Raw genomic sequence first — 24,168 nt, 5'->3', positions numbered from 1 at the left:
GCGAAGGACGCCGTCGTGCCCGGCGTCCCTTTCGCGTGTTCCACCCCCATGTATCCAGGAAGAAGCAGCCACCGTGTCTGACCCGAACCTGAACGACGCCATCGAGCCGGACGAGTCCGTGGATGACGAGCTCGACATCGTCGAGGGCGCGGACGAGCACGACGAGTTCGAGGCTGCGGACGCCGAGGCGGGCGAGCCGGCCGAGCAGGCCGCCGTGCACGTGGTGGACGAGGCCGAGGCCGGTGCCGGTGCCGGTGCGGACGAGGAGCAGCCCGAGCTCGACCCGGTCGAGAAGCTCCGCGACGAACTGCGCTCCCTGCCCGGCGAGTGGTACGTGATCCACACGTACGCCGGCTACGAGAACCGCGTGAAGACCAACCTCGAGCAGCGCGCCGTATCGCTGAACGTCGAGGACTACATCTTCCAGGCCGAGGTGCCGCAGGAAGAGGTCGTCCAGATCAAGAACGGCGACCGCAAGACGATTCGTCAGAACAAGCTCCCGGGCTACGTCCTGGTGCGCATGGACCTGACGAACGAGTCCTGGGGTGTCGTCCGCAACACGCCGGGTGTCACGGGCTTCGTGGGCAACGCCTACGACCCCTACCCGCTGACCCTGGACGAGATCGTCAAGATGCTCGCCCCGGAGGCCGAGGAGAAGGCCGCCCGCGAGGCCGCCGAGGCCGAGGGCAAGCCGGTTCCGCAGCGCAAGGTCGAGGTCCAGGTGCTGGACTTCGAGGTCGGCGACTCGGTCACCGTCACCGACGGCCCGTTCGCCACGCTGCAGGCGACCATCAACGAGATCAACGCCGACTCCAAGAAGGTCAAGGGCCTGGTGGAGATCTTCGGCCGCGAGACCCCGGTCGAGCTGAGCTTCGACCAGATCCAGAAGAACTAGTCGGACTGTCCGACAGAGCCCCTGGCCGACGACTTCCCGTCGGGCAGGGGCTCTGTCGCGTGCGGGTACCGAGCCCGGGCCGTGCCGCGATGCTTGTCCGTACGCACACGTCCGACCAGGTCGGACAGGCTGTCCGGGGCTGCTCCCAGCGGTGGCCGGACGTTGGCCTGACCTGCTCGTTTTTGGGCCTGCAACGGTACCCGCTATCGTTGTGCGGTATGCCTCGATCCGGATGATCCGGATCGATGGCGGAAAACTCTCACTAAGGACCCGGAGAGAGCAATGCCTCCCAAGAAGAAGAAGGTCACGGGGCTCATCAAGCTCCAGATCCAGGCCGGCGCGGCCAACCCGGCCCCGCCGGTCGGCCCCGCGCTGGGTCAGCACGGCGTGAACATCATGGAGTTCTGCAAGGCCTACAACGCCGCGACCGAGTCGCAGCGTGGCTGGGTGATCCCGGTGGAGATCACGGTCTACGAGGACCGTTCCTTCACCTTCGTCACCAAGACGCCGCCGGCCGCCAAGATGATTCTCAAGGCCGCGGGCATCGAGAAGGGCTCCGGCGAGCCGCACAAGACCAAGGTCGCCAAGATCACCGAGGCGCAGGTCCGCGAGATCGCCCAGACCAAGATGCCCGACCTCAACGCCAACGACCTGGACGCCGCCTCGAAGATCATCGCCGGCACCGCCCGTTCCATGGGCGTTACGGTCGAGGGCTGAACCCCACCTTCGTAGAACCATGCGGCTCCGGCCGCACGTGGCAGGGCCTGCTCGGCCCGTACCACGCCTCCTTCAGAACCCACAGGAGCAGTTGTGAGCAAGCGCAGCAAGGCTCTCCGCGCTGCGGACGCCAAGGTCGACCGGGAGAAGCTGTACGCCCCGCTCGAGGCCGTCCGTCTGGCCAAGGAGACCTCCACGACCAAGTTCGACGGCACCGTCGAGGTCGCCTTCCGCCTGGGTGTCGACCCGCGCAAGGCCGACCAGATGGTCCGTGGCACCGTGAACCTCCCGCACGGCACCGGTAAGACCGCCCGGGTCCTGGTCTTCGCGACCGGTGACCGTGCCGAGGCCGCTCGTGCCGCGGGCGCCGACATCGTCGGCGCCGATGAGCTGATCGACGAGGTGTCGAAGGGCCGTCTGGACTTCGACGCCGTCGTCGCCACCCCGGACCTCATGGGCAAGGTCGGCCGCCTCGGCCGCGTGCTCGGTCCCCGTGGTCTGATGCCGAACCCCAAGACCGGCACCGTGACCCCGGACGTGACGAAGGCCGTCACGGACATCAAGGGCGGCAAGATCGAGTTCCGCGTCGACAAGCACTCGAACCTGCACTTCATCATCGGCAAGACGTCCTTCGACGACGCCAAGCTGGTGGAGAACTACGGCGCGGCGCTGGAGGAGATCCTCCGTCTGAAGCCGTCCGCCGCCAAGGGTCGCTACATCAAGAAGGCCGCCATCACCACCACGATGGGCCCCGGCATTCCGCTCGACCCGAACCGCACCCGCAACCTCCTCGTCGAGGAGGACCCGGCCGCCGTCTGACACTGACGGCAGCCGCGGTCACGCGCAGCTGACGCCGGGGCCCGCACCTTCCGAGGTGCGGGCCCCGGCGCTTTTCGTCCGGCGAGAGATGCGGCACACGCCGTTTCGAGCCAGGCGCGTGCCGGGTCCCCCGCCGCGGAGTTAGCGTGAAGATCACGCAGCGCACAAGGGGGAACGGATGAGGGACAGGATCGTGCGGCGCGGGATCCTCCCGATCGCGGCGGTGGCCGCCCTCTTTGCCGTGGCGGGGTGCGGCCTCTTCGGTGACGGCGACTCCCACAGGGGCGCGGCAGCGCCCTCCGGCGGCCGCACCGGGCGGGCCGACTCCCGGTCGGTGACCGCCCTGCGCGCCGTCGAGAAGGCCACCACCAGGGCCGGCTCCGCGCGGATCGAGTCCACGACCGCCATGGGCACCATGCTCGCCCTGAAGACGGACGGGGCGCTCGGCTGGTCCCACGGGTCCGTGGGCACCCTGCGCATCACCTACACCGGCGGCCGGCTCGCCGAGACCATGCGCAACCTGAACAGCACCTCCATGGAGGCCCGGCTGTTGCCCGACGCCTACTACGCGAAGGTCGGCGCCCCGTTCGCCCGCCGCCTCGACGGCCGGCACTGGATCAGGTACGGCTACGACGACCTGGCGGCGCTGTCGGGCGGCTCCGGGGCGTATCTCACGGACCATCTGCGCGACACCGCCCCGATCCGCCCGGTCGGGCTCCTGCTCGCCTGCGGGGCCGTGCGCAGGGTCGGCGAGGAGACGGTGCGCGGCCGCCACACCACGCACTACTCGGGCACGGTTACCCCGGCAAACCTCAGCGGAGAGGACGCGGCCGCGCTGCGGGAGCGGCTGGAGCAGGCCGGGGTGACCAGGGAGACCGTCGACATCTGGGTCGACGACCACGCCCTGCTGGTCAAGAAGGTCGAGAAGGGCGAGCTGGCCGGCGGCCGCATGTCCGCCACGGCCTACTACCGCGACTACGGCGTGAAGGTCTCGGCCGGCCGGCCCCCGGCGGCGGACACCGCGGACTTCAAGGAACTGATGAGCACCCGGGGTTCATAGCAACATCCCCGTTCACTGCTTGACGCCGGAATTGACGCGCCTTTGTCAGTCCATGGGTATACGCTCGCGGTCTTGTTGTGGATCAACCATGTGTTCGCTGGGGGGAATCATGACCTTTGCTGTGCGCAACCGGGTGGAGCGCGGTGTGGCCGGCGCGGTGCTCGCGGCCCTGGTTCTGGGCGGCGGAGCGGTCGGCTGCTCGAAGGGCAACAGTGCGGAGGAGTCGCCGCGGATGTCGCCCGCCGCGGCCGTCGCCGCGGCCGCGAAGAACTCCGAGCGCATCACGTCCCTGCACTACCGGATGACCGGGACGATGCCGGGCGCGGGCCAGGTCAGGGCCGATGCCCGGATGGCCATGAAGCCGCTCGCCATGAGCATGAAGATGACGTCGTCGGAGCAGAAGACCGGGGGCCCGGTCGAGATCCGCCTCGTCGACAAGGTGATGTACATCGGCGCGGGTGACGAGGCTGCCAAGGAGCTGGGCGGCAAGCACTGGATGAAGCTCGACCTGGGCGCGCTGGGCGAGGACATGCAGAAGAACCTGGACCAGATGGGGGCGGCCGGTCAGGCGAACCAGAACCCGGCCCAGGACTCCACGTTCCTGACCGGCTCCAAGCATGTGACGAAGGTCGGCACCGAGACCGTCGACGGCGTGCGGACGACCCACTACAAGGGCGACATCACCGTCGCGGAGATGCGCGCCTCCCTCAAGGCCCAGAAGCTGGACAAGGCCACCCTCGAGCAGCGCGAGAAGGGCCTCGACCAGTACGCCAAGATGGGCGCGGACAAGATGTCCATGGACATGTGGATCGACGGCAGCAACCACACCAAGCAGTTCCGGATGCGCGGTGACGCCGACAAGGGACCGCTGGACATGACCATCACCTTCGTCGACTACAACAAGCCGGTGACGGTGACGGCTCCGTCCGCGAAGGACTCGGCCGACCTCGCCGAGATGATGAAGGGCGCCCAGCAGGGCTGACCCCCGCGGGCCGAGCCTCGTGGGACGGGTCCCCGGGGCCGAGCCCGGCCGAGCGTGGGAACGGATTTGCCCGACGGCGATCCGTTCCCGTACTCTCCTACAGAAGCCAAAGACCGCTGGTCGTTGCCGTGTGCTCGGAAGAGGGCGCGGCGGCCGAAGGATCCGCTGAACTGCGGACGACCCGCGCAGGTGACAGTGGAAGAACTCCCGGAGCATGTGCGTTCCCCGCACGTGCAGCCGGTCGAGTCCGCCCCGTGCGCCTGCGCCGGGGCGTTTCGTTTTCCCCAGCCCCTTCCGAGCGGTCCCATCACCCGGAAGGAGGCCGACGCTCTATGGAGGCAAGGCCCGACAAGGCTGCCGCGGTAGCCGAGCTCACGGAGCAGTTCCGTAGCTCGAACGCCGCCGTGCTGACCGAGTACCGGGGTCTCACCGTGGCGCAGCTGAAGACGCTGCGTCGTTCGCTCGGTGAGAACGCCCAGTACGCCGTGGTGAAGAACACGCTGACCAAGATTGCGGCCAACGAGGCCGGGATCTCCTCGCTCGACGACCTGTTCAACGGTCCGACGGCGGTCGCCTTCGTCACCGGTGACCCGGTGGAGTCGGCGAAGGGTCTTCGTGACTTCGCCAAGGACAACCCGAACCTCGTCATCAAGGGCGGTGTCCTTGACGGCAAGGCGCTGTCCGCCGACGAGATCAAGAAGCTTGCGGACCTCGAGTCCCGCGAGGTTCTGCTCGCCAAGCTGGCGGGTGCTCTGAAGGGCAAGCAGACGCAGGCTGCTCAGGTCTTCCAGGCGCTCCCGTCGAAGCTCGTCCGCACCGTGGACGCGCTTCGCGCCAAGCAGGACGAGCAGGGCGGTGCCGAGTAATTCGGCCCCCGAAATGACCACCGCCGCCTGAGGCGGAGGTCGTAGCGGGCCGAACGTACGCCCGCCAGACATGTACATCCGGCACCAGCCGAATTAGTGGAAGGAAGCCATCGTGGCTCTCACCCAGGAAGAACTGCTCGCCGAGTTCGAGTCGATGACCCTCATCCAGCTCTCCGAGTTCGTGAAGGCGTTCGAGGAGAAGTTCGACGTCACCGCCGCCGCCGCGGTCGCCGTCGCGGGCCCGGCCGGCCCGGCCGCCGCCGCCGAGGTCGAGGAGGAGAAGGACGAGTTCGACGTCATCCTCACCGGTGCCGGCGACAAGAAGATCCAGGTCATCAAGGTCGTGCGCGAGCTGACCTCCCTGGGCCTCAAGGAGGCCAAGGACCTCGTGGACGGCGCCCCGAAGCCCGTCCTGGAGAAGGTCGCCAAGGACGCCGCCGAGAAGGCCGCCGAGTCCCTCAAGGGCGCCGGCGCCTCCGTCGAGGTCAAGTAACACCTCTTCGGGTCCGCACCGGACTCACGGGCCCGCACAGGGGCTCACAGGGCCGTACGGGGCAGCCGCCCCGTACGGCTCTTTCGTGTAGGCCGCACGCGGTCTTCTCGCGACCGCCGGCCGCGGCTCACTCGAACGCCGTAGCGGCCCCCTGCGGGTCCTCGGCGCGGCTCACTCGCAGGGCTGTAACGCGAGCGCACCGAAGGGCGATCATCCATCCGGGTGGTCGCCCTTCGCCGTTCCGAGGGGCGTGGCGGCGGCTGCCTTGCGCCCGTCGCCGCGGGGAGTATGGTGATCTTCGTCCTGCCTCCCGAGGGCCCCGGCGGCAGGTGGCACGTGACGAGGGCAGCACCCGGTTTGGGCAGGGGGGCCTTGACGAACCGAACGCAGCGCGCAATTCTCAGGACGCGTCGTCACAACGATCCGGATCCGAGGCATGGATCGACGACGAAGAGGGCAGTATCGATGTGCATCGAGGGCGTGGCTTGCCGCAGGTATTGAGGGACAGAGAGGGTCTCCGGCGTGGGCCTGCAAACCCGCACTGGACATCAGTGTGCCAAGTGGCTACACTGACCCTTTGCGCTGCCTGTTAGCTGTCTCCTGCCCGTCACCAGGAGTACGCCCTCTGCTTGAGTACACAGACTGGAAGTCTCCGACCTGGGACTTTCCTTCTCTGTGCTCGGTGGGGACCGGGACGCGCGTAGTGAGTCCGAGCCCTCGGAAGGACCCCCTCTTGGCCGCCTCGCGCACTGCCTCGACCGCGAATACGAACAACGGCGCCAGCACTGCCCCGCTGCGCATCTCCTTTGCAAAGATCAAGGAGCCCCTCGAGGTTCCGAACCTTCTCGCGCTGCAAACCGAGAGCTTCGACTGGCTGCTCGGCAACGACGCATGGAAGGCTCGCGTCGAGGAGGCTCTGGAGTCCGGTCAGGACGTCCCCACCAAGTCCGGTCTCGAGGAGATCTTCGAGGAGATCTCCCCGATCGAGGACTTCTCCGGGTCGATGTCGCTGACGTTCCGCGACCACCGCTTCGAGCCGCCGAAGAACTCGATCGACGAGTGCAAGGAGCGCGACTTCACCTACGCCGCGCCCCTCTTCGTCACGGCCGAGTTCACCAACAACGAGACCGGCGAGATCAAGTCCCAGACCGTCTTCATGGGCGACTTCCCGCTCATGACGAACAAGGGCACGTTCGTCATCAACGGCACCGAGCGTGTCGTGGTGTCGCAGCTGGTCCGTTCGCCCGGTGTCTACTTCGACTCCTCCATCGACAAGACGTCCGACAAGGACATCTTCTCGGCCAAGATCATTCCGTCCCGGGGTGCCTGGCTGGAGATGGAGATCGACAAGCGCGACATGGTCGGTGTCCGTATCGACCGCAAGCGCAAGCAGTCCGTGACCGTCCTCCTGAAGGCGCTCGGCTGGACGACCGAGCAGATCCTCGAGGAGTTCGGCGAGTACGAGTCCATGCGCGCCACCCTGGAGAAGGACCACACCCAGGGCCAGGACGACGCGCTGCTCGACATCTACCGCAAGCTGCGCCCGGGCGAGCCCCCGACGCGTGAGGCCGCGCAGACGCTGCTGGAGAACCTGTACTTCAACCCGAAGCGCTACGACCTCGCCAAGGTCGGCCGCTACAAGGTCAACAAGAAGCTGGGTGCGGACGCCCCGCTCGACGCGGGCATCCTGACCGTCGAGGACATCATCTCGACGATCAAGTACCTGGTGAAGCTGCACGCGGGTGAGACCGAGACGGTCGGCGACAGCGGCCAGTCGATCGTCGTCGAGACCGACGACATCGACCACTTCGGCAACCGCCGCCTGCGCAGCGTCGGCGAGCTCATCCAGAACCAGGTCCGCACGGGTCTGGCGCGTATGGAGCGCGTCGTGCGTGAGCGCATGACGACCCAGGACGTCGAGGCGATCACGCCGCAGACCCTGATCAACATCCGGCCGGTCGTCGCCTCCATCAAGGAGTTCTTCGGCACCAGCCAGCTGTCCCAGTTCATGGACCAGAACAACCCGCTGTCCGGGCTGACGCACAAGCGTCGTCTGTCCGCGCTCGGCCCGGGTGGTCTCTCCCGTGAGCGGGCCGGCTTCGAGGTCCGTGACGTGCACCCGTCCCACTACGGACGCATGTGCCCGATCGAGACCCCGGAAGGCCCGAACATCGGCCTGATCGGTTCGCTCGCCTCCTACGGCCGGGTCAACGCGTTCGGCTTCGTCGAGACCCCGTACCGCAAGGTGAACGACGGCCAGGTCACCGACGAGGTCGACTACCTGACCGCCGACGAAGAGGACCGGTTCGTCATCGCGCAGGCCAACGCCACGCTGACGGACGAACTCCGCTTCGCCGAGGGCCGCGTGCTGGTCCGCCGCCGTGGCGGCGAGGTCGACTACGTCAGCCCCGAGGACGTGGACTACATGGACGTCTCGCCGCGCCAGATGGTGTCGGTCGCGACCGCCATGATCCCGTTCCTCGAGCACGACGACGCCAACCGTGCCCTCATGGGCGCGAACATGATGCGTCAGGCCGTGCCGCTGATCAGGTCCGAGTCCCCGCTCGTCGGCACCGGCATGGAGTACCGCTCCGCCGTCGACGCCGGCGACGTGGTCAAGGCCGAGAAGGCGGGTGTGGTCCAGGAGGTCTCCGCGGACTACGTCACCACGGCCAACGACGACGGCACGTACATCACGTACCGCCTGGCCAAGTTCGCCCGCTCCAACCAGGGCACCTCGGTCAACCAGAAGGTCATCGTCAACGAGGGCGACCGGATCATCGAGGGCCAGGTCCTCGCCGACGGTCCGGCCACCCAGAACGGTGAGATGGCGCTCGGCAAGAACCTGCTCGTGGCGTTCATGCCGTGGGAGGGTCACAACTACGAGGACGCGATCATCCTGTCGCAGCGCCTCGTGCAGGACGACGTCCTCTCCTCGATCCACATCGAGGAGCACGAGGTCGACGCCCGTGACACCAAGCTCGGCCCCGAGGAGATCACCCGGGACATCCCGAACGTCTCCGAGGAGGTCCTCGCGGACCTGGACGAGCGCGGCATCATCCGTATCGGTGCCGAGGTCATCGCCGGTGACATCCTCGTCGGCAAGGTGACCCCGAAGGGTGAGACCGAGCTGACCCCCGAGGAGCGCCTGCTGCGCGCGATCTTCGGTGAGAAGGCCCGTGAGGTCCGTGACACCTCGCTGAAGGTGCCGCACGGCGAGACCGGCAAGGTCATCGGTGTGCGCGTCTTCGACCGCGAGGAGGGCGACGAGCTGCCGCCGGGCGTGAACCAGCTGGTCCGCGTCTACGTGGCCCAGAAGCGCAAGATCACCGACGGTGACAAGCTCGCCGGCCGTCACGGCAACAAGGGTGTCATCTCCAAGATCCTGCCGATCGAGGACATGCCGTTCCTGGAGGACGGCTCCCCGGTCGACATCATCCTCAACCCGCTGGGCGTGCCGTCCCGAATGAACCCGGGACAGGTGCTGGAGATCCACCTCGGCTGGCTCGCCAGCCAGGGCTGGGACGTCTCCGGCCTCGGTGAGGAGTGGGCACAGCGCCTGCAGGCGATCGGTGCCGACCAGGTCGACCCCCGGACCAACGTCGCGACCCCGGTCTTCGACGGTGCCCGCGAGGACGAGCTGGCGGGTCTGCTGGAGCACACCATCCCGAACCGCGACGGTGACCGCATGGTCCTCCCGTCCGGCAAGGCGCGGCTGTTCGACGGCCGCTCCGGTGAGCCGTTCCCGGACCCGATCTCGATCGGCTACATGTACATCCTGAAGTTGCACCACCTGGTCGACGACAAGCTGCACGCCCGGTCGACCGGTCCGTACTCGATGATCACCCAGCAGCCGCTGGGTGGTAAGGCCCAGTTCGGTGGCCAGCGCTTCGGCGAGATGGAGGTGTGGGCCCTCGAGGCCTACGGTGCCGCCTACGCGCTCCAGGAGCTGCTGACCATCAAGTCCGACGACGTCACCGGCCGCGTGAAGGTCTACGAGGCCATCGTCAAGGGCGAGAACATCCCCGAGCCCGGCATCCCCGAGTCCTTCAAGGTGCTCATCAAGGAGATGCAGTCCCTGTGCCTGAACGTGGAGGTGCTGTCCAGCGACGGTATGTCCATCGAGATGCGCGACACCGACGAGGACGTCTTCCGCGCTGCGGAGGAGCTCGGCATCGACCTGTCCCGGCGCGAGCCGAGCAGCGTCGAAGAGGTCTGACGGGAGTCCGGCGGGCCTGACTCCAAGGCCCGCCGACCCCGGGACCCCCGTACAGACCAAAAGACTTACGACCCTGAGAGGGATTGACGCATAGTGCTCGACGTCAACTTCTTCGACGAGCTCCGGATCGGCCTGGCCACCGCTGACGACATCCGTCAGTGGAGCCACGGCGAGGTCAAGAAGCCCGAGACCATCAACTACCGCACCCTCAAGCCCGAGAAGGACGGCCTCTTCTGCGAGAAGATCTTCGGCCCCACCCGGGACTGGGAGTGCTACTGCGGCAAGTACAAGCGTGTCCGCTTCAAGGGCATCATCTGTGAGCGCTGTGGCGTGGAGGTCACGCGCGCCAAGGTGCGCCGTGAGCGGATGGGCCACATCGAGCTGGCCGCTCCCGTCACGCACATCTGGTACTTCAAGGGCGTTCCGTCGCGGCTGGGCTACCTGCTCGACCTCGCCCCGAAGGACCTGGAGAAGGTCATCTACTTCGCGGCGTACATGATCACGTACGTCGACGAGGAGCGCCGTACGCGTGACCTGCCCTCCCTGGAGGCGCACGTCTCCGTCGAGCGGCAGCAGATCGAGAACCGTCGCGACGCCGACCTGGAGGCCCGCGCCAAGAAGCTCGAGGCCGACCTGGCCGAGCTCGAGGCCGAGGGTGCCAAGGCCGATGTGCGCCGCAAGGTCCGCGAGGGCGCTGAGCGCGAGATGAAGCAGCTGCGTGACCGTGCGCAGCGCGAGATCGACCGCCTCGACGAGGTGTGGGCCCGGTTCAAGAACCTCAAGGTCCAGGACCTCGAGGGCGACGAGCTGCTCTACCGCGAGCTGCGTGACCGCTTCGGCACGTACTTCGACGGTTCGATGGGTGCCGCGGCGCTGCAGAAGCGCCTGGAGTCCTTCGACCTCGATGAGGAGGCCGAGCGTCTCCGCGAGATCATCCGCACCGGCAAGGGCCAGAAGAAGACCCGTGCGCTCAAGCGGCTGAAGGTCGTGTCTGCCTTCCTGCAGACCTCCAACAGCCCCAAGGGCATGGTCCTCGACTGCGTGCCGGTCATCCCGCCGGACCTGCGTCCGATGGTGCAGCTGGACGGTGGCCGCTTCGCGACCTCCGACCTGAACGACCTGTACCGCCGGGTCATCAACCGCAACAACCGTCTGAAGAGGCTCCTGGACCTCGGTGCCCCGGAGATCATCGTCAACAACGAGAAGCGCATGCTTCAGGAGGCTGTTGACGCCCTCTTCGACAACGGTCGTCGCGGCCGCCCGGTCACGGGCCCCGGCAACCGCCCGCTGAAGTCCCTCAGCGACATGCTGAAGGGCAAGCAGGGTCGATTCCGTCAGAACCTGCTCGGCAAGCGTGTCGACTACTCGGCGCGTTCCGTGATCGTCGTCGGTCCGCAGCTGAAGCTGCACCAGTGCGGTCTGCCGAAGGCGATGGCGCTGGAGCTCTTCAAGCCGTTCGTGATGAAGCGCCTGGTCGACCTGAACCACGCGCAGAACATCAAGAGCGCCAAGCGCATGGTCGAGCGCGGCCGCACGGTCGTGTACGACGTGCTGGAAGAGGTCATCGCGGAGCACCCGGTTCTGCTGAACCGTGCGCCCACGCTGCACCGCCTCGGCATCCAGGCCTTCGAGCCGCAGCTGGTCGAGGGCAAGGCCATCCAGATCCACCCGCTCGTCTGCACCGCGTTCAACGCGGACTTCGACGGTGACCAGATGGCCGTGCACCTGCCGCTGTCCGCGGAGGCGCAGGCCGAGGCCCGCATCCTGATGCTGTCCTCGAACAACATCCTCAAGCCGGCCGACGGCCGCCCGGTGACGATGCCGACCCAGGACATGGTGCTCGGCCTGTTCTTCCTCACCACGGACGCCGAGGGCCGCAACGTCAAGGGCGAGGGCCGCTCCTTCGCGTCCGTCGCCGAGGCGATCATGTCCTTCGACGCCGCCGAGCTGTCGCTCCAGGCACCGGTCGACATCCGCTTCCCGGTGGGCACCATGCCGCCTCGTGGCTGGACCCCGCCGGCCCGCGAGGAGGGCGAGCCGGAGTGGCAGCAGGGTGACTCCTTCCGCCTGCGGACGACCCTGGGCCGTGCGCTCTTCAACGAGCTGCTGCCCGAGGACTACCCATTCGTCGACTACGAGGTCGGCAAGAAGCAGCTCTCCCAGATCGTCAACGACCTGGCCGAGCGCTACCCGAAGGTCATCGTGGCGGCCACGCTCGACAACCTGAAGGCGGCGGGCTTCTTCTGGGCCACTCGTTCCGGTGTCACCGTCTCGATCTCCGACGTCGTCGTCCCCGACGCGAAGCGGGAGATCGTCGCCAAGTGGGAGGCCGCGGACGAGAAGGTCCAGCGCCAGTACGAGCGCGGTCTGATCACGAAGGACGAGCGCACCCAGGAGCTGATCGGCATCTGGACCAACGCGACCAACGAGGTCGCCGAGGCCATGACCGAGAACTTCCCGAAGACGAACCCGATCTTCATGATGGTGAACTCGGGTGCGCGAGGAAACATGATGCAGATGCGCCAGATCGCCGGTATGCGCGGTCTGGTGTCGAACGCGAAGAACGAGACGATCCCGCGGCCCATCAAGGCCTCGTTCCGTGAGGGTCTGTCCGTGCTGGAGTACTTCATCTCCACGCACGGTGCCCGTAAGGGTCTGGCGGACACCGCTCTGCGTACCGCCGACTCGGGTTACCTCACCCGTCGTCTGGTCGACGTGTCGCAGGACGTCATCATCCGCGAGGAGGACTGCGGCACCGACCGCGGCCTCAAGCTCCACATCGCGGAGCGCGGCGCCGACGGCGTGCTGCGCAAGGCGGAGAACGTCGAGACGTCCGTGTACGCGCGCTGCCTCGCCGAGGACATCGTCGTCGACGGCAGGGTGCTGGCCCCGGCTGGCACCGACCTGGGCGACGTCCTCATCGACGAGCTCGTGGCCCAGGGCGTCGACGAGGTCAAGACCCGTTCGGTCCTGACCTGTGAGTCCGCGGTCGGCACCTGCGCCATGTGCTACGGCCGTTCGCTCGCCACCGGCAAGCTGGTCGACATCGGTGAGGCGGTCGGCATCATCGCCGCCCAGTCCATCGGTGAGCCCGGCACCCAGCTGACGATGCGTACCTTCCACACCGGTGGTGTGGCCGGTGACGACATCACCCAGGGTCTGCCGCGTGTCGTCGAGCTCTTCGAGGCCCGTACCCCGAAGGGTGTCGCCCCGATCTCCGAGGCGTCCGGACGCGTCCGCATCGAGGAGACCGAGAAGACCAAGAAGATCGTCATCACCCCGGACGACGGCAGCGACGAGACGGCGTACCCGATCTCGAAGCGCGCCCGAGTCCTGGTCAGCGAGGGCGAGCACGTCGAGGTGGGCCAGAAGCTCACCGTGGGTGCCACCAACCCGCACGACGTGCTGCGCATCCTGGGCCAGCGTGCCGTCCAGGTCCACCTGGTCGGCGAGGTCCAGAAGGTGTACAACTCGCAGGGTGTGTCGATCCACGACAAGCACATCGAGATCATCATCCGGCAGATGCTGCGCCGTGTGACGATCATCGAGTCCGGCGACGCCGAGCTGCTGCCCGGCGAGCTGGTCGAGCGCTCGAAGTTCGAGCACGAGAACCGTCGTGTGGTCCAGGAGGGCGGTCACCCGGCCTCCGGTCGTCCGCAGCTCATGGGTATCACCAAGGCCTCGCTGGCGACCGAGTCCTGGCTGTCGGCGGCGTCCTTCCAGGAGACGACCAGGGTCCTCACGGACGCGGCGATCAACGCCAAGTCCGACTCCCTGATCGGCCTCAAGGAGAACGTCATCATCGGTAAGCTCATCCCGGCCGGTACGGGTCTGTCCCGCTACCGCAACATCCGGGTCGAGCCGACCGAGGAGGCCAAGGCCGCGATGTACTCGGCCGTGGGCTACGACGACATCGACTACTCGCCGTTCGGCACGGGCTCCGGCCAGGCCGTTCCGCTGGAGGACTACGACTACGGTCCGTACAACCAGTAAGCGAGCAGCTTGAGTCGAGGGGCGGTCACTCCGGTGCGGAGTGGCCGCCCTTCGGCCTTCCGGGGCACATATCCCGTCAACGTCTGTGCCGGAATTGCCGGTTCGGCGCATGATGGGGGGACTCGGAGTCCACGGGGAGGTGTTCGGTGTCCTATCCGTCGTGGCAACCCTGGCAGCACGGGGCGGCCGGCGTTCCGCGGCCATGGCCCGGTCAGCCGGCTCCGCCGGCGCAGTCGCCCATGCTCGCCTCGCACGCCGACCGCGAGCGTGCCGTCGACGTACTCCGGGCGGGGTACGCCGAAGGGCGACTGGAGCAGCCGGAGTTCGAGCGGCGGGTGGCGCGGGCGTACGCGGCTCGTACGCTCGGCGAACTGGCCCTGATCGTGGCCGATCTGCCGCAGGGGCCCATGCCGCCGCCGGCACTCGTGCCGCAGATGGTGCTGCCCCGGCCGAAGACCAACGACAAGGCCGTCGGCGCCGCGGTCTGCGGCCTGCTCTGCGTGCCCACCGCGGGCCTCACGGGCATTCCCGCGATCGTCCTGGGGCACGTGGCACGGGACGAGATCCGCCGCAAGGGTGAGTCCGGCGACGGTCTCGCGCTGACCGGTCTGATCCTCGGCTGGCTGTCCACGGCAGGCTGGGCACTCGTTCTGGTGCTGACGGTGGCGCTCACCTGGTGACACGGGTGTCGCCGAGGTGTGCGCCGGGTGGCGCGGGAGTGCGTGCGACACCTGCCCGAGGTGCGCGGATCGTTGATTCAAAGATCAGATAGGCCGTATGGGCTTGACATGCTCCGCACGGGGATGCGGGCGCGGCCCATTTGTTTTGACCACAGCGAATGAGGTAGGTACGCTCAGACCTTGTGCCTGGGGTGTGCCCTGGCTCTCGTGCGTGCCTTCAACCGCATAGCGAGCCGTCATCGGCCACCGTAATCTGCGCCCTTTTCGCCTTGCGGCGGGAGTCTGCGGGATTCGACACACCCGACCGCGTGGGTCGGCGATGTTCCAGGTTAGCTGTACCTATCGGCACACAGAAACCGGAGAAGTAGTGCCTACGATCCAGCAGCTGGTCCGCAAGGGCCGGCAGGACAAGGTCGAGAAGAACAAGACGCCCGCACTCGAGGGTTCCCCTCAGCGTCGTGGCGTCTGCACGCGTGTGTTCACGACCACCCCGAAGAAGCCGAACTCGGCCCTGCGTAAGGTCGCGCGTGTGCGTCTGACCAGCGGGATCGAGGTCACCGCTTACATTCCGGGTGAGGGACACAACCTGCAGGAGCACTCCATCGTGCTCGTGCGCGGCGGCCGTGTGAAGGACCTGCCGGGTGTTCGCTACAAGATCATCCGTGGCTCCCTCGACACCCAGGGTGTCAAGAACCGCAAGCAGGCCCGCAGCCGCTACGGCGCCAAGAAGGAGAAGTAAGAATGCCTCGTAAGGGCCCCGCCCCGAAGCGCCCGGTCATCATCGACCCGGTCTACGGCTCTCCTCTGGTGACCTCCCTGATCAACAAGGTGCTGCTGAACGGCAAGCGCTCCACCGCCGAGCGCATCGTCTACGGCGCCATGGAGGGCCTGCGTGAGAAGACGGGCAACGACCCGATCATCACGCTGAAGCGCGCCCTCGAGAACATCAAGCCGACCCTTGAGGTCAAGTCCCGCCGTGTCGGTGGTGCGACGTACCAGGTTCCGATCGAGGTCAAGCCCGGTCGTGCCAACACGCTCGCGCTGCGCTGGCTCGTCGGTTACTCCCGCGCTCGTCGCGAGAAGACGATGACCGAGCGTCTGCTGAACGAGCTCCTCGACGCGTCCAACGGCCTCGGTGCCGCTGTGAAGAAGCGTGAGGACACGCACAAGATGGCCGAGTCCAACAAGGCCTTCGCGCACTACCGCTGGTAGTCGCTACCCACATCGAGACCGAGAGAAGACTGAAGCCTCATGGCTACCACTTCACTTGACCTGGCCAAGGTCCGCAACATCGGGATCATGGCCCACATCGACGCGGGCAAGACGACCACCACCGAGCGGATCCTGTTCTACACCGGCGTTTCGTACAAGATCGGTGAGGTCCACGACGGCGCTGCCACCATGGACTGGATGGAGCAGGAGCAGGAGCGTGGCATCACGATCACCTCTGCTGCCACCACCTGTCACTGGCCGCTGGAAGACGTCGACCACACCATCAACATCATCGACACCCCGGGCCACGTCGACTTCACGGTCGAGGTGGAGCGCTCCCTGCGCGTGCTCGACGGTGCCGTGACGGTGTTCGACGGCGTCGCCGGCGTGGAGCCGCAGTCCGAGACGGTGTGGCGTCAGGCGGACCGCTACGGCGTTCCGCGTATCTGCTTCGTCAACAAGCTCGACCGCACCGGTGCCGAGTTCCACCGCTGCGTCGACATGATCTCCGACCGCCTGGGTGCGCAGCCGCTGGTCATGCAGCTGCCGATCGGTGCCGAGGCCGACTTCAAGGGCGTTGTGGACCTGGTCCGCATGAAGGCGCTCGTGTGGTCCGCCGAGGCGACCAAGGGCGAGATGTACGACGTCGTCGACATCCCGGCCACGCACACCGAGGCTGCCGACGAGTGGCGCGGCAAGCTGCTCGAGGCCGTCGCCGAGAACGACGAAGAGATCATGGAGCTGTACCTGGAGGGCGAGGAGCCCTCCGAGGAGCAGCTGTATGCCGCGATTCGTCGTATCACCATCGCCTCCGGCAAGTCCAAGGACACCACGGTCACCCCGGTGTTCTGCGGTACCGCGTTCAAGAACAAGGGCGTCCAGCCCCTGCTCGACGCGGTCGTGCGCTACCTCCCCTCCCCGCTTGACGTCGAGGCCATCGAGGGCCACGCCGTCAACGACCCGGAGGAGGTCGTCAAGCGCAAGCCGTCCGACGCGGAGCCGCTGTCCGCGCTGGCGTTCAAGATCATGAGCGACCCGCACCTCGGCAAGCTCACCTTCGTCCGGGTCTACTCGGGCCGCCTGGAGTCCGGCACCGCGGTGCTGAACTCCGTCAAGGGCAAGAAGGAGCGCATCGGCAAGATCTACCGCATGCACGCCAACAAGCGTGAGGAGATCGAGTCGGTGGGCGCCGGCGACATCGTCGCCGTCATGGGCCTGAAGCAGACCACCACCGGTGAGACGCTGGCCGACGACAAGAACCCGGTCATCCTGGAGTCCATGGACTTCCCGGCTCCGGTCATCCAGGTCGCCATCGAGCCCAAGTCGAAGGGCGACCAGGAGAAGCTGGGCGTCGCGATCCAGCGCCTGGCCGAGGAGGACCCGTCCTTCCAGGTTCACTCGGACGAGGAGACCGGCCAGACCATCATCGGTGGTATGGGCGAGCTGCACCTCGAGGTGCTGGTCGACCGTATGCGCCGTGAGTTCAAGGTCGAGGCCAACGTCGGCAAGCCGCAGGTCGCGTACCGCGAGACGATCCGCAAGGCCGTCGAGCGTGTGGACTACACCCACAAGAAGCAGACCGGTGGTACCGGTCAGTTCGCCAAGGTCCAGATCGCGATCGAGCCCATCGAGGGCGGCGACGCCTCGTACGAGTTCGTGAACAAGGTGACCGGTGGTCGTATCCCGAAGGAGTACATCCCTTCGGTCGACGCCGGTGCGCAGGAGGCCATGCAGTTCGGCATCCTCGCCGGCTACGAGATGACCGGCGTGCGCGTCACGCTGATCGACGGTGGCTACCACGAGGTCGACTCCTCCGAGCTCGCCTTCAAGATCGCCGGCTCGCAGGCCTTCAAGGAGGCCGCGCGCAAGGCCAGCCCCGTGCTGCTCGAGCCGATGATGGCCGTCGAGGTCACCACGCCCGAGGACTACATGGGTGAGGTCATCGGTGACATCAACTCCCGCCGTGGTCAGATCCAGGCCATGGAGGAGCGTGCCGGCGCCCGTGTCGTGAAGGGCCTGGTTCCGCTGTCGGAGATGTTCGGCTACGTCGGCGACCTCCGCAGCAAGACGTCGGGTCGCGCGAGCTACTCGATGCAGTTCGACTCCTACGCCGAGGTTCCCCGGAACGTCGCCGAGGAGATCATCGCGAAGGCCAAGGGCGAGTAACGCACCCCGTTGCACGCTTTAGGCTTGACACCGACCGCCTGGGGTTCTTCCCCGTGAAGGACCCCGGCGGGCGGCACCCCAGCAAAGATCACCTGGCGCCGATGAGTAAGGCGTACAGAACCACTCCACAGGAGGACCCCAGTGGCGAAGGCGAAGTTCGAGCGGACTAAGCCGCACGTCAACATCGGCACCATCGGTCACATCGACCACGGTAAGACGACCCTCACGGCCGCCATTACCAAGGTGCTGCACGACGCGTACCCGGACCTGAACGAGGCCACCCCGTTCGACAACATCGACAAGGCGCCCGAGGAGCGTCAGCGCGGTATCACCATCTCCATCGCGCACGTCGAGTACCAGACCGAGTCGCGTCACTACGCCCACGTCGACTGCCCGGGTCACGCGGACTACATCAAGAACATGATCACCGGTGCCGCCCAGATGGACGGCGCGATCCTGGTGGTCGCCGCCACCGACGGCCCGATGCCGCAGACCAAGGAGCACGTGCTCCTGGCCCGCCAGGTCGGCGTTCCGTACATCGTCGTCGCCCTGAACAAGGCCGACATGGTGGACGACGAGGAGATCCTGGAGCTCGTCGAGCTCGAGGTCCGTGAGCTCCTCTCCGAGTACGAGTTCCCGGGCGACGACGTTCCGGTCGTCCAGGTCTCCGCCCTGAAGGCGCTCGAGGGCGACGCCAAGTGGACCGAGTCGGTCCTCAACCTGATGAAGGCCGTCGACGAGTCGATCCCGGAGCCGGAGCGCGACGTCGACAAGCCGTTCCTGATGCCGATCGAGGACGTCTTCACGATCACCGGTCGTGGCACCGTCGTCACCGGCCGTATCGAGCGCGGTATCCTCAAGGTCAACGAGACCGTCGACATCATCGGCATCAAGACCGAGAAGACCACCACCACGGTCACCGGCATCGAGATGTTCCGCAAGCTGCTCGACGAGGGCCAGGCCGGTGAGAACGTCGGTCTGCTGCTCCGCGGCATCAAGCGCGAGGACGTCGAGCGCGGCCAGGTCATCATCAAGCCGGGCTCGGTCACCCCGCACACCGAGTTCGAGGCGCAGGCCTACATCCTGTCCAAGGACGAGGGTGGCCGCCACACGCCGTTCTTCAACAACTACCGCCCGCAGTTCTACTTCCGTACGACGGACGTGACCGGCGTCGTGACCCTCCCCGAGGGCACCGAGATGGTCATGCCGGGTGACAACACCGAGATGAAGGTGGAGCTCATCCAGCCCATCGCCATGGAAGAGGGCCTGAAGTTCGCCATCCGTGAGGGTGGTCGCACCGTGGGCGCCGGCCAGGTCACCAAGATCAACAAGTAAGTTCCGCTTGCTTGAGGGTCATCAGCTGACCTGAAGAGGCCCGTACGACTCCGGTCGTACGGGCCTCTTCGCGTTGTGCGGTGTCACGCCTGCGGCGCCGGGGGTGCGCGCATCCGGGTGATCGGGGGAGCACCTGCACTCCTCACCAAGGGCGCCGCAGCAGCACTGCGAGGTGGTCTTCGACCGGTTGCGGGCGAAGCTCCCGGGCGGCTGAGACTCGCCGAGTGCGTTTGGGAGCCCCGGCGCTCAGCGCAGGGTCGGAACCTCGCCCCCCTCGGCCCTCGTGAGTGTGACCCCGGTCAGTCCGCGCAGTCGGCGTTCCGCGACGGCCGCGAGCTGGTCGGCGGTCGGTGGGGTGGGGCCCAGGCCGATGGCGTAGCGGGCGGGAGCCGTGGCGAAGGGGCGGGGCCAGGCGTGGCAGGCCGGGGCCGCCTCCGCGAGGTCGGTGACGAGGGCCCGCATTCTGCCCCGTACCCGCCCCTCGTCCGCCCCCGCGCCCACCGTCACGACCGCCCAGGCCGCGTGGCGGCGGTGGAGCGGGGGAGGGGCCAGGAGCTCGGCCCAGGGGTACGGGTCCGTGGTCGTGTCCAGCAACTCCCAGGCACGGAACAGCTCCCCGGTGACGAGGTCGCGCATGCTGGCCGTGACCTGGTCCGTGCAGGAGCGCACCGGGGCGGAGGGCGTCGTGATGGTGAGGGGGAGGGGCTGGGCCCGATCGTCCTCGCGTCCCGCCGGCGCCACCTCCTCGTGCCAGTCCCAGGCCGCCCAGGTCGCGAAGAAGTGCCGCAGCAGATCGGGCGCCGGCAGGTCCCCGGCCTCGCTCGCCGTGCGGGCCGCCAGGACGGACCAGGCCAAGCCCGGCAGGCCCCCGAACGGTGCCGAGTCCAGGCCCCGGGCCTTCGCCCATGTCTTGACCTGCGTGGCCAGCCGCGCGAAGGCCGGCCCGTGTGCGCCCGCCGAGGTGAGCACGGCGTCGCCGTCGCTCACCGCGCTGAGCGCGACCGCTGCCGCCTCGCCCAGCTCGGCCCGGCGCTCCACCGCCTCGGCGGGGTCCATCGAGCCGGTGGCCACGACGACCAGGTCCACGTCCAGCCCGTCGAGCCGCAACCGCAGACCGGGTACGCGTGCCCCGACCACCTCGCGCACGTCGGCCGCCTCGGGGAGGGAGGCTGTCAACTTCGCCTGTACGGCGGCGAGTTCAACGGTGCCGGGCACCGCCGCCACCAGGTCCAGGTCCGCGCCGGGCAGCGCGCAGCCCATGCGCCGGGAGCCGGCGACATGCACGACGCCGTCGCGGATCGCGTCCTCGATGCGGCGCGTGATCCGGTCGGCCACGGCGGAGTCGGCGGCCGTGGCGGCTTCGTATCCGTACTCAGGGGTCTCCGCCGTCCAGCGGACCTCGCCCGTGCCCAGCGCCACCGTCCCGCGCACCCGCATCGGCTCGTCCCCGCGCCGCGAGAGCAGCGACAGCTCGCCGACCCTGGCCGGCATCGGGGCGAGCCGGGCCTCGCACACGGCGGCCAGGGCGTGCGGGTCGGTGGTGCGGCCCAGACTCAGATGAGGGGTGAAGCCCGCGTGGCGGCCCCGGCAGCGCGGGAAGTGGCGCAGGAGGGTGCGGTGCAGCTCGGCCCACGGCTCCTCGCCACCGGCCGCAGGGTCGAGCCAGACGGTGGCGTGGTCGCGGTGGCCGAACGAGTGCACACCCTCCAGCCGGGCGTCGAAGGGAGCCGTGGGGGCCGCCGCGAGCACCGATGCCGCCTGTTCGAAGGCGTGTTCAGGTACGAATCCGAAGAGCAGGTTCACGTGCGGGGGCCAGCGGTGGATCTGCGGGTCGTGGTCCCGGCGGATGTCCTGCAGCGGCGGCCACAGTTCCCGGGGAGGGATCCACGCCAGTGCCGTACGGGGCGTCGGCCGGGCGTCGAGACGGTCGCGGGCGTCTCCCTCCGTTGCGTCCGATGTCACCTCGGCCAGCACACCGTAGTGATCGGAGAGGTACAGCCCCTCCGCCGCGGGCTTGTCGCCGCACAGCTCGGCCCGTCGTACCCGCAGACCGTCCCCGCGCAGCAGCACCCGGTCCAGTCGGGATGCCCGGCCGGACAGGGAGGAGATCGCGGCCAGCGGGTTGGTGCCCGGGTCGAAGGTCGGGGTCGTGTCGCCGACGCCGTGCGCCTCGCTCCACGCGTCGCGCATCCCCAGCGTCAGCTGCGGTGTGTCACCACCCTCGTTGAAGTCGCCCACCAGGATCAGGTCGGCATTCAGTTCCGCCAACCCCTCGGCGATCCGGGCCAGTTCGGCAGCGCGCCGGTCCGCACCGTTCTCGGAGTGGTCGCTGCTCAGATGCGTCGCCGCGACGACGAGGGGCCGCATGCCCGTCTCCACGACGAGGGCGGTCACCGCCTTGTGCGGGCCCAGCACATGGGACGCGGCCTCGCGGACGGGCAACCTGCTCAGGAGCAGCAGCCCGCACGTGTCCACGTCCGGTCCCCGCGGGTCCGTCCCCAGCGTCCAGCCCGCCCGCACCCATGGGTCGCGCAGCAGCAAGGCCAGGAGATCCGCCTCGGCCTCCTGCAACGCGATCACGTCCACATCGGCGTCACGCAGGGCCCGCAGCAGCTCGGGCCTGCGCCGGGCGCTGTCGATGCGGTCGGCGTCGTACCGGTCCCAGAGGGTGTTCCAGGTCAGCACCCGCACACCGCCGGAGTCCGCGAGGGGGCCGGAGGCGGCCGCGTACGGGCGTGCGGGCACCCAGTCCTCGCCGTCCCAGACGTGCGGCGTACGGGCCGTGAAGAACGGTGCCCGCAGCAGCCGGACCTCCCGCACCCGACCGGCCCCTGTCGCGTCGATCCGGTCCACACCTGTGGCCCGGTCCCACACCACCTCGCCGTCCGCCTCGAAGAACAGCACCCGGTGCCACGGGATCTCGCCGCCGGGTACGAACACGGGCAGCGGAACACGCTTCGGACCGGCGCCGCGCTGAAGGATGCCCAGTACGAAGCGGGCCGGGTCGAAGCGTGCGTCCCAGCGCACCCGGTGATAGATCTCCTCGCTCGTGCGCACCGGTCAGACCTCTTCCTCGACGGTTCCGCTCGCGCCGATGTACCAGGTGCGATGCGCGTCGCCCGGATACGGCGGGCCGAAGCGGCGCAACTGCTCGGTGAGAACCGCGGGCGGCACCGGGTGCTCACGGTGGGCGTTGCGCCGGACCAGCTCGTCCTCGTCGACCAGGACCACGGCGTGGGTGATCAGGGCATCATGATGGCGGGCGGTCGCGTGCACGATCGAGCGCTGCTGCTTGTTCAGGGACGTGGCGTCCCAGACCGCGGTCCCTCCGGCTGCCAGCGTCCTGTCCAGCAGGCCGAGCCCCTCGCGCAGGACCTCCTTGTTCGCCCGCTGGTCGGCGCGTGCACCGCGCGCCTCGCGCAGATCGTCCAGGGAGACGTACGCGTCCACGTCCGGGAGCGCCTGGGCGAAGGTGCTCTTGCCGCTGCCGGCCGGGCCGACCATCTGGATCAGCTGCGGGAAGGCGCCGGAGCGCCAGCGCCAGGTCGCGGCGACCGCCTCGTCGACACCGTTGATCCGCCCCGCGGCGTACGCCTCGCGCGCCTCGGCCCGGCACCGGACGGCGGCATCGGCCGGCAGCTCGGCGAACGCCTCCCGCAACGCGTCCTCGTCCATCCCCCGGATGGACTCGGCGTGCAGCGCCGACCACTCCACCTGCTCGCGTGCCTCGTCCGTCGCCGCGGTGGCCCGGGCGACCGCGTGCAGCAGACCTAGGTCGGCGGCGTAGGACAGCCGCACCAGGCCGGACCGCCGGTCCGCGTCCGGATACGGCCGGTGCAGTGCCGGGTGCAGTCCCACGAGATCGGCGACCCGGCGTGCGAGCGGCATGCCCACCACCCCGGCGAGCCGTGCCGCGAGCCGCCCTCGTCTGCCCCCGTGCAGCAGCGCGGCCAGTACGCCGGCGAGCCGGTCGTCACCCGACCGCTCCGCCGGATCGAACCGGGCGGCGGCCCGTCGGTCGCCCTCGCCGCGCAACCCGACGGCCTCCTCCAACGCCGCCGCGTCGACAGCCGCCCCGGAGCGCACCGCCCACAACGCGGCGCTCGGCCCGAGCCCGTTCTCGACGACGGCCGCGTGCATCCAGTGCGTGTCCGTCCGCACATGCCCGGCGCGCACCCACTTGGCCACGCGCTCCCCGAACTCCTCCGCGCCGAACCCGTCCGCGACCCGGACGACGTACCCCTCCTGGCGCCCGGGATCCACCGGCAGAGCGCGCAGGGCCCGCTCGTCGAACACGCCTCGCCACAGCACCCGCGGCGCGGGAATGCCGAGCCCGTGCAGAAAGGCCACCGTCCGGTCCCAGTCCAGGCAGCGGCCGTCGCCGTCCCACACCGAGAAGCCGTAGAACCAGCTCTCCAGGGCGTCGTACGCGATCGAGTGGCGGGCGTACATGTTCTCCCCGCACACCCGCCAGCCCTCGGGTATGGCGGGCCCGATGCGTGCCTGGAGCGCCTTGACCCAGGTGCGGGAGGGATGGTGGGCCGAGTCGAGCGAGCGGGCGTGCAGGCCGTCGGCGTAGAGGGTGGTGTTCTCACCGTCGAGCTTCTCGGTGACGACGACCTCGCGGCCGCGCAGCCCGGACAGGTCGGTGACCCGCAGATCATCGGCGGTCGCGCCGGGGGACCAGGGCAGATGCGGGGTCCGCGGATAGTGCGTGCGCATGGTGAACGT

At 68.3% G+C, this 24,168-nt stretch carries 16 protein-coding genes; 14 read left to right on the top strand and 2 right to left on the bottom strand.

Annotated features, from left to right (window positions below):
• Positions 1 to 73 precede the first annotated feature (73 nt).
• The 14 genes from nusG (at position 74) to tuf (ending at position 19,437) form a co-directional block, all read left to right on the top strand.
• A complete protein-coding gene (gene nusG, locus ACWDA7_RS20665) occupies positions 74 to 895 on the top strand; it encodes a transcription termination/antitermination protein NusG (protein WP_450605691.1) in 822 nt (273 codons plus the stop codon).
• Positions 896 to 1,177: 282 nt separating this feature from the next.
• Entirely contained in the window at positions 1,178 to 1,612 is a 435-nt protein-coding gene (gene rplK / locus ACWDA7_RS20660; RefSeq protein WP_039656267.1) for a 50S ribosomal protein L11, read from the top strand.
• Positions 1,613 to 1,705: 93 nt separating this feature from the next.
• The gene (gene rplA / locus ACWDA7_RS20655) at positions 1,706 to 2,431 is read left to right on the top strand and encodes a 50S ribosomal protein L1 (RefSeq protein WP_359396228.1); all 726 of its coding nucleotides are present in this window, start codon (positions 1,706 to 1,708) and stop codon (positions 2,429 to 2,431) included.
• Between the two features lie 178 nt (positions 2,432 to 2,609).
• Positions 2,610 to 3,491: a hypothetical protein gene (locus ACWDA7_RS20650; RefSeq protein WP_450605690.1), complete on the top strand. Its 882-nt coding sequence runs from the start codon at positions 2,610 to 2,612 to the stop codon at positions 3,489 to 3,491.
• 109 nt (positions 3,492 to 3,600) lie between these two features.
• A complete protein-coding gene (locus ACWDA7_RS20645) occupies positions 3,601 to 4,473 on the top strand; it encodes a DUF1396 domain-containing protein (RefSeq protein WP_450605689.1) in 873 nt (290 codons plus the stop codon).
• Positions 4,474 to 4,805: 332 nt separating this feature from the next.
• The gene (gene rplJ, locus ACWDA7_RS20640) at positions 4,806 to 5,339 is read left to right on the top strand and encodes a 50S ribosomal protein L10 (RefSeq protein WP_450605688.1); all 534 of its coding nucleotides are present in this window, start codon (positions 4,806 to 4,808) and stop codon (positions 5,337 to 5,339) included.
• 109 nt (positions 5,340 to 5,448) lie between these two features.
• Positions 5,449 to 5,832 (top strand): 50S ribosomal protein L7/L12, encoded by a 384-nt coding sequence (gene rplL, locus ACWDA7_RS20635; RefSeq protein WP_359396382.1) that lies wholly within the window; start codon positions 5,449 to 5,451, stop codon positions 5,830 to 5,832.
• Between the two features lie 733 nt (positions 5,833 to 6,565).
• Positions 6,566 to 10,051 carry a DNA-directed RNA polymerase subunit beta gene (rpoB, locus tag ACWDA7_RS20630; protein WP_450605687.1) on the top strand — a complete coding sequence of 1,162 codons (3,486 nt, stop codon included), beginning with the start codon at positions 6,566 to 6,568 and terminating at the stop codon, positions 10,049 to 10,051.
• A 93-nt stretch (positions 10,052 to 10,144) separates the two neighbouring features.
• On the top strand, positions 10,145 to 14,044 hold the full coding sequence (locus ACWDA7_RS20625; RefSeq protein ID WP_450605686.1) for a DNA-directed RNA polymerase subunit beta': 3,900 nt from the start codon (positions 10,145 to 10,147) through the stop codon (positions 14,042 to 14,044).
• 239 nt (positions 14,045 to 14,283) lie between these two features.
• Positions 14,284 to 14,724 (top strand): DUF1707 and DUF4190 domain-containing protein, encoded by a 441-nt coding sequence (locus tag ACWDA7_RS20620; protein ID WP_450605685.1) that lies wholly within the window; start codon positions 14,284 to 14,286, stop codon positions 14,722 to 14,724.
• Positions 14,725 to 15,091: 367 nt separating this feature from the next.
• Positions 15,092 to 15,463, top strand: coding sequence for a 30S ribosomal protein S12 (rpsL, locus tag ACWDA7_RS20615; protein WP_003948652.1), 372 nt, complete (start codon positions 15,092 to 15,094; stop codon positions 15,461 to 15,463).
• Positions 15,464 to 15,465: 2 nt separating this feature from the next.
• Positions 15,466 to 15,936 (top strand): 30S ribosomal protein S7, encoded by a 471-nt coding sequence (gene rpsG / locus ACWDA7_RS20610; RefSeq protein WP_003992340.1) that lies wholly within the window; start codon positions 15,466 to 15,468, stop codon positions 15,934 to 15,936.
• Positions 15,937 to 15,975: 39 nt separating this feature from the next.
• The gene (fusA, locus tag ACWDA7_RS20605; protein ID WP_359396244.1) at positions 15,976 to 18,102 is read left to right on the top strand and encodes an elongation factor G; all 2,127 of its coding nucleotides are present in this window, start codon (positions 15,976 to 15,978) and stop codon (positions 18,100 to 18,102) included.
• 141 nt (positions 18,103 to 18,243) lie between these two features.
• A complete protein-coding gene (tuf, locus tag ACWDA7_RS20600; RefSeq protein WP_450605684.1) occupies positions 18,244 to 19,437 on the top strand; it encodes an elongation factor Tu in 1,194 nt (397 codons plus the stop codon).
• Positions 19,438 to 19,683: 246 nt separating this feature from the next.
• Here tuf and ACWDA7_RS20595 read toward each other — a convergent pair whose 3' ends face one another.
• Both ACWDA7_RS20595 and ACWDA7_RS20590 read right to left on the bottom strand, forming a co-directional pair.
• Positions 19,684 to 22,494: a poly(A) polymerase gene (locus ACWDA7_RS20595; protein ID WP_450605683.1), complete on the bottom strand. Its 2,811-nt coding sequence runs from the start codon at positions 22,492 to 22,494 to the stop codon at positions 19,684 to 19,686.
• A gap of 3 nt (positions 22,495 to 22,497) precedes the next feature.
• Positions 22,498 to 24,159, bottom strand: coding sequence for an RNA ligase family protein (locus ACWDA7_RS20590; RefSeq protein WP_450605682.1), 1,662 nt, complete (start codon positions 24,157 to 24,159; stop codon positions 22,498 to 22,500).
• Positions 24,160 to 24,168 lie beyond the last annotated feature (9 nt).

It is taken from the genome of Streptomyces sp. NPDC001156 (genome assembly GCF_053598275.1).
The sequence above is the reverse complement of the archived record's forward strand: the minus strand, read 5'-3'. Positions and strand labels throughout refer to the sequence as shown.

Coding starts and splice junctions, on each gene's coding strand:
- rplK (WP_039656267.1), top strand. CDS start 1,178: ATGCCTCCCAAGAAGAAGAAGGTCACGGGGCTCATCAAGCTCCAGATC.
- ACWDA7_RS20650 (WP_450605690.1), top strand. CDS start 2,610: ATGAGGGACAGGATCGTGCGGCGCGGGATCCTCCCGATCGCGGCGGTG.
- ACWDA7_RS20645 (WP_450605689.1), top strand. CDS start 3,601: ATGACCTTTGCTGTGCGCAACCGGGTGGAGCGCGGTGTGGCCGGCGCG.
- rplJ (WP_450605688.1), top strand. CDS start 4,806: ATGGAGGCAAGGCCCGACAAGGCTGCCGCGGTAGCCGAGCTCACGGAG.
- ACWDA7_RS20620 (WP_450605685.1), top strand. CDS start 14,284: ATGCTCGCCTCGCACGCCGACCGCGAGCGTGCCGTCGACGTACTCCGG.
- rpsG (WP_003992340.1), top strand. CDS start 15,466: ATGCCTCGTAAGGGCCCCGCCCCGAAGCGCCCGGTCATCATCGACCCG.
- fusA (WP_359396244.1), top strand. CDS start 15,976: ATGGCTACCACTTCACTTGACCTGGCCAAGGTCCGCAACATCGGGATC.
- ACWDA7_RS20590 (WP_450605682.1), bottom strand. CDS start 24,159: ATGCGCACGCACTATCCGCGGACCCCGCATCTGCCCTGGTCCCCCGGC.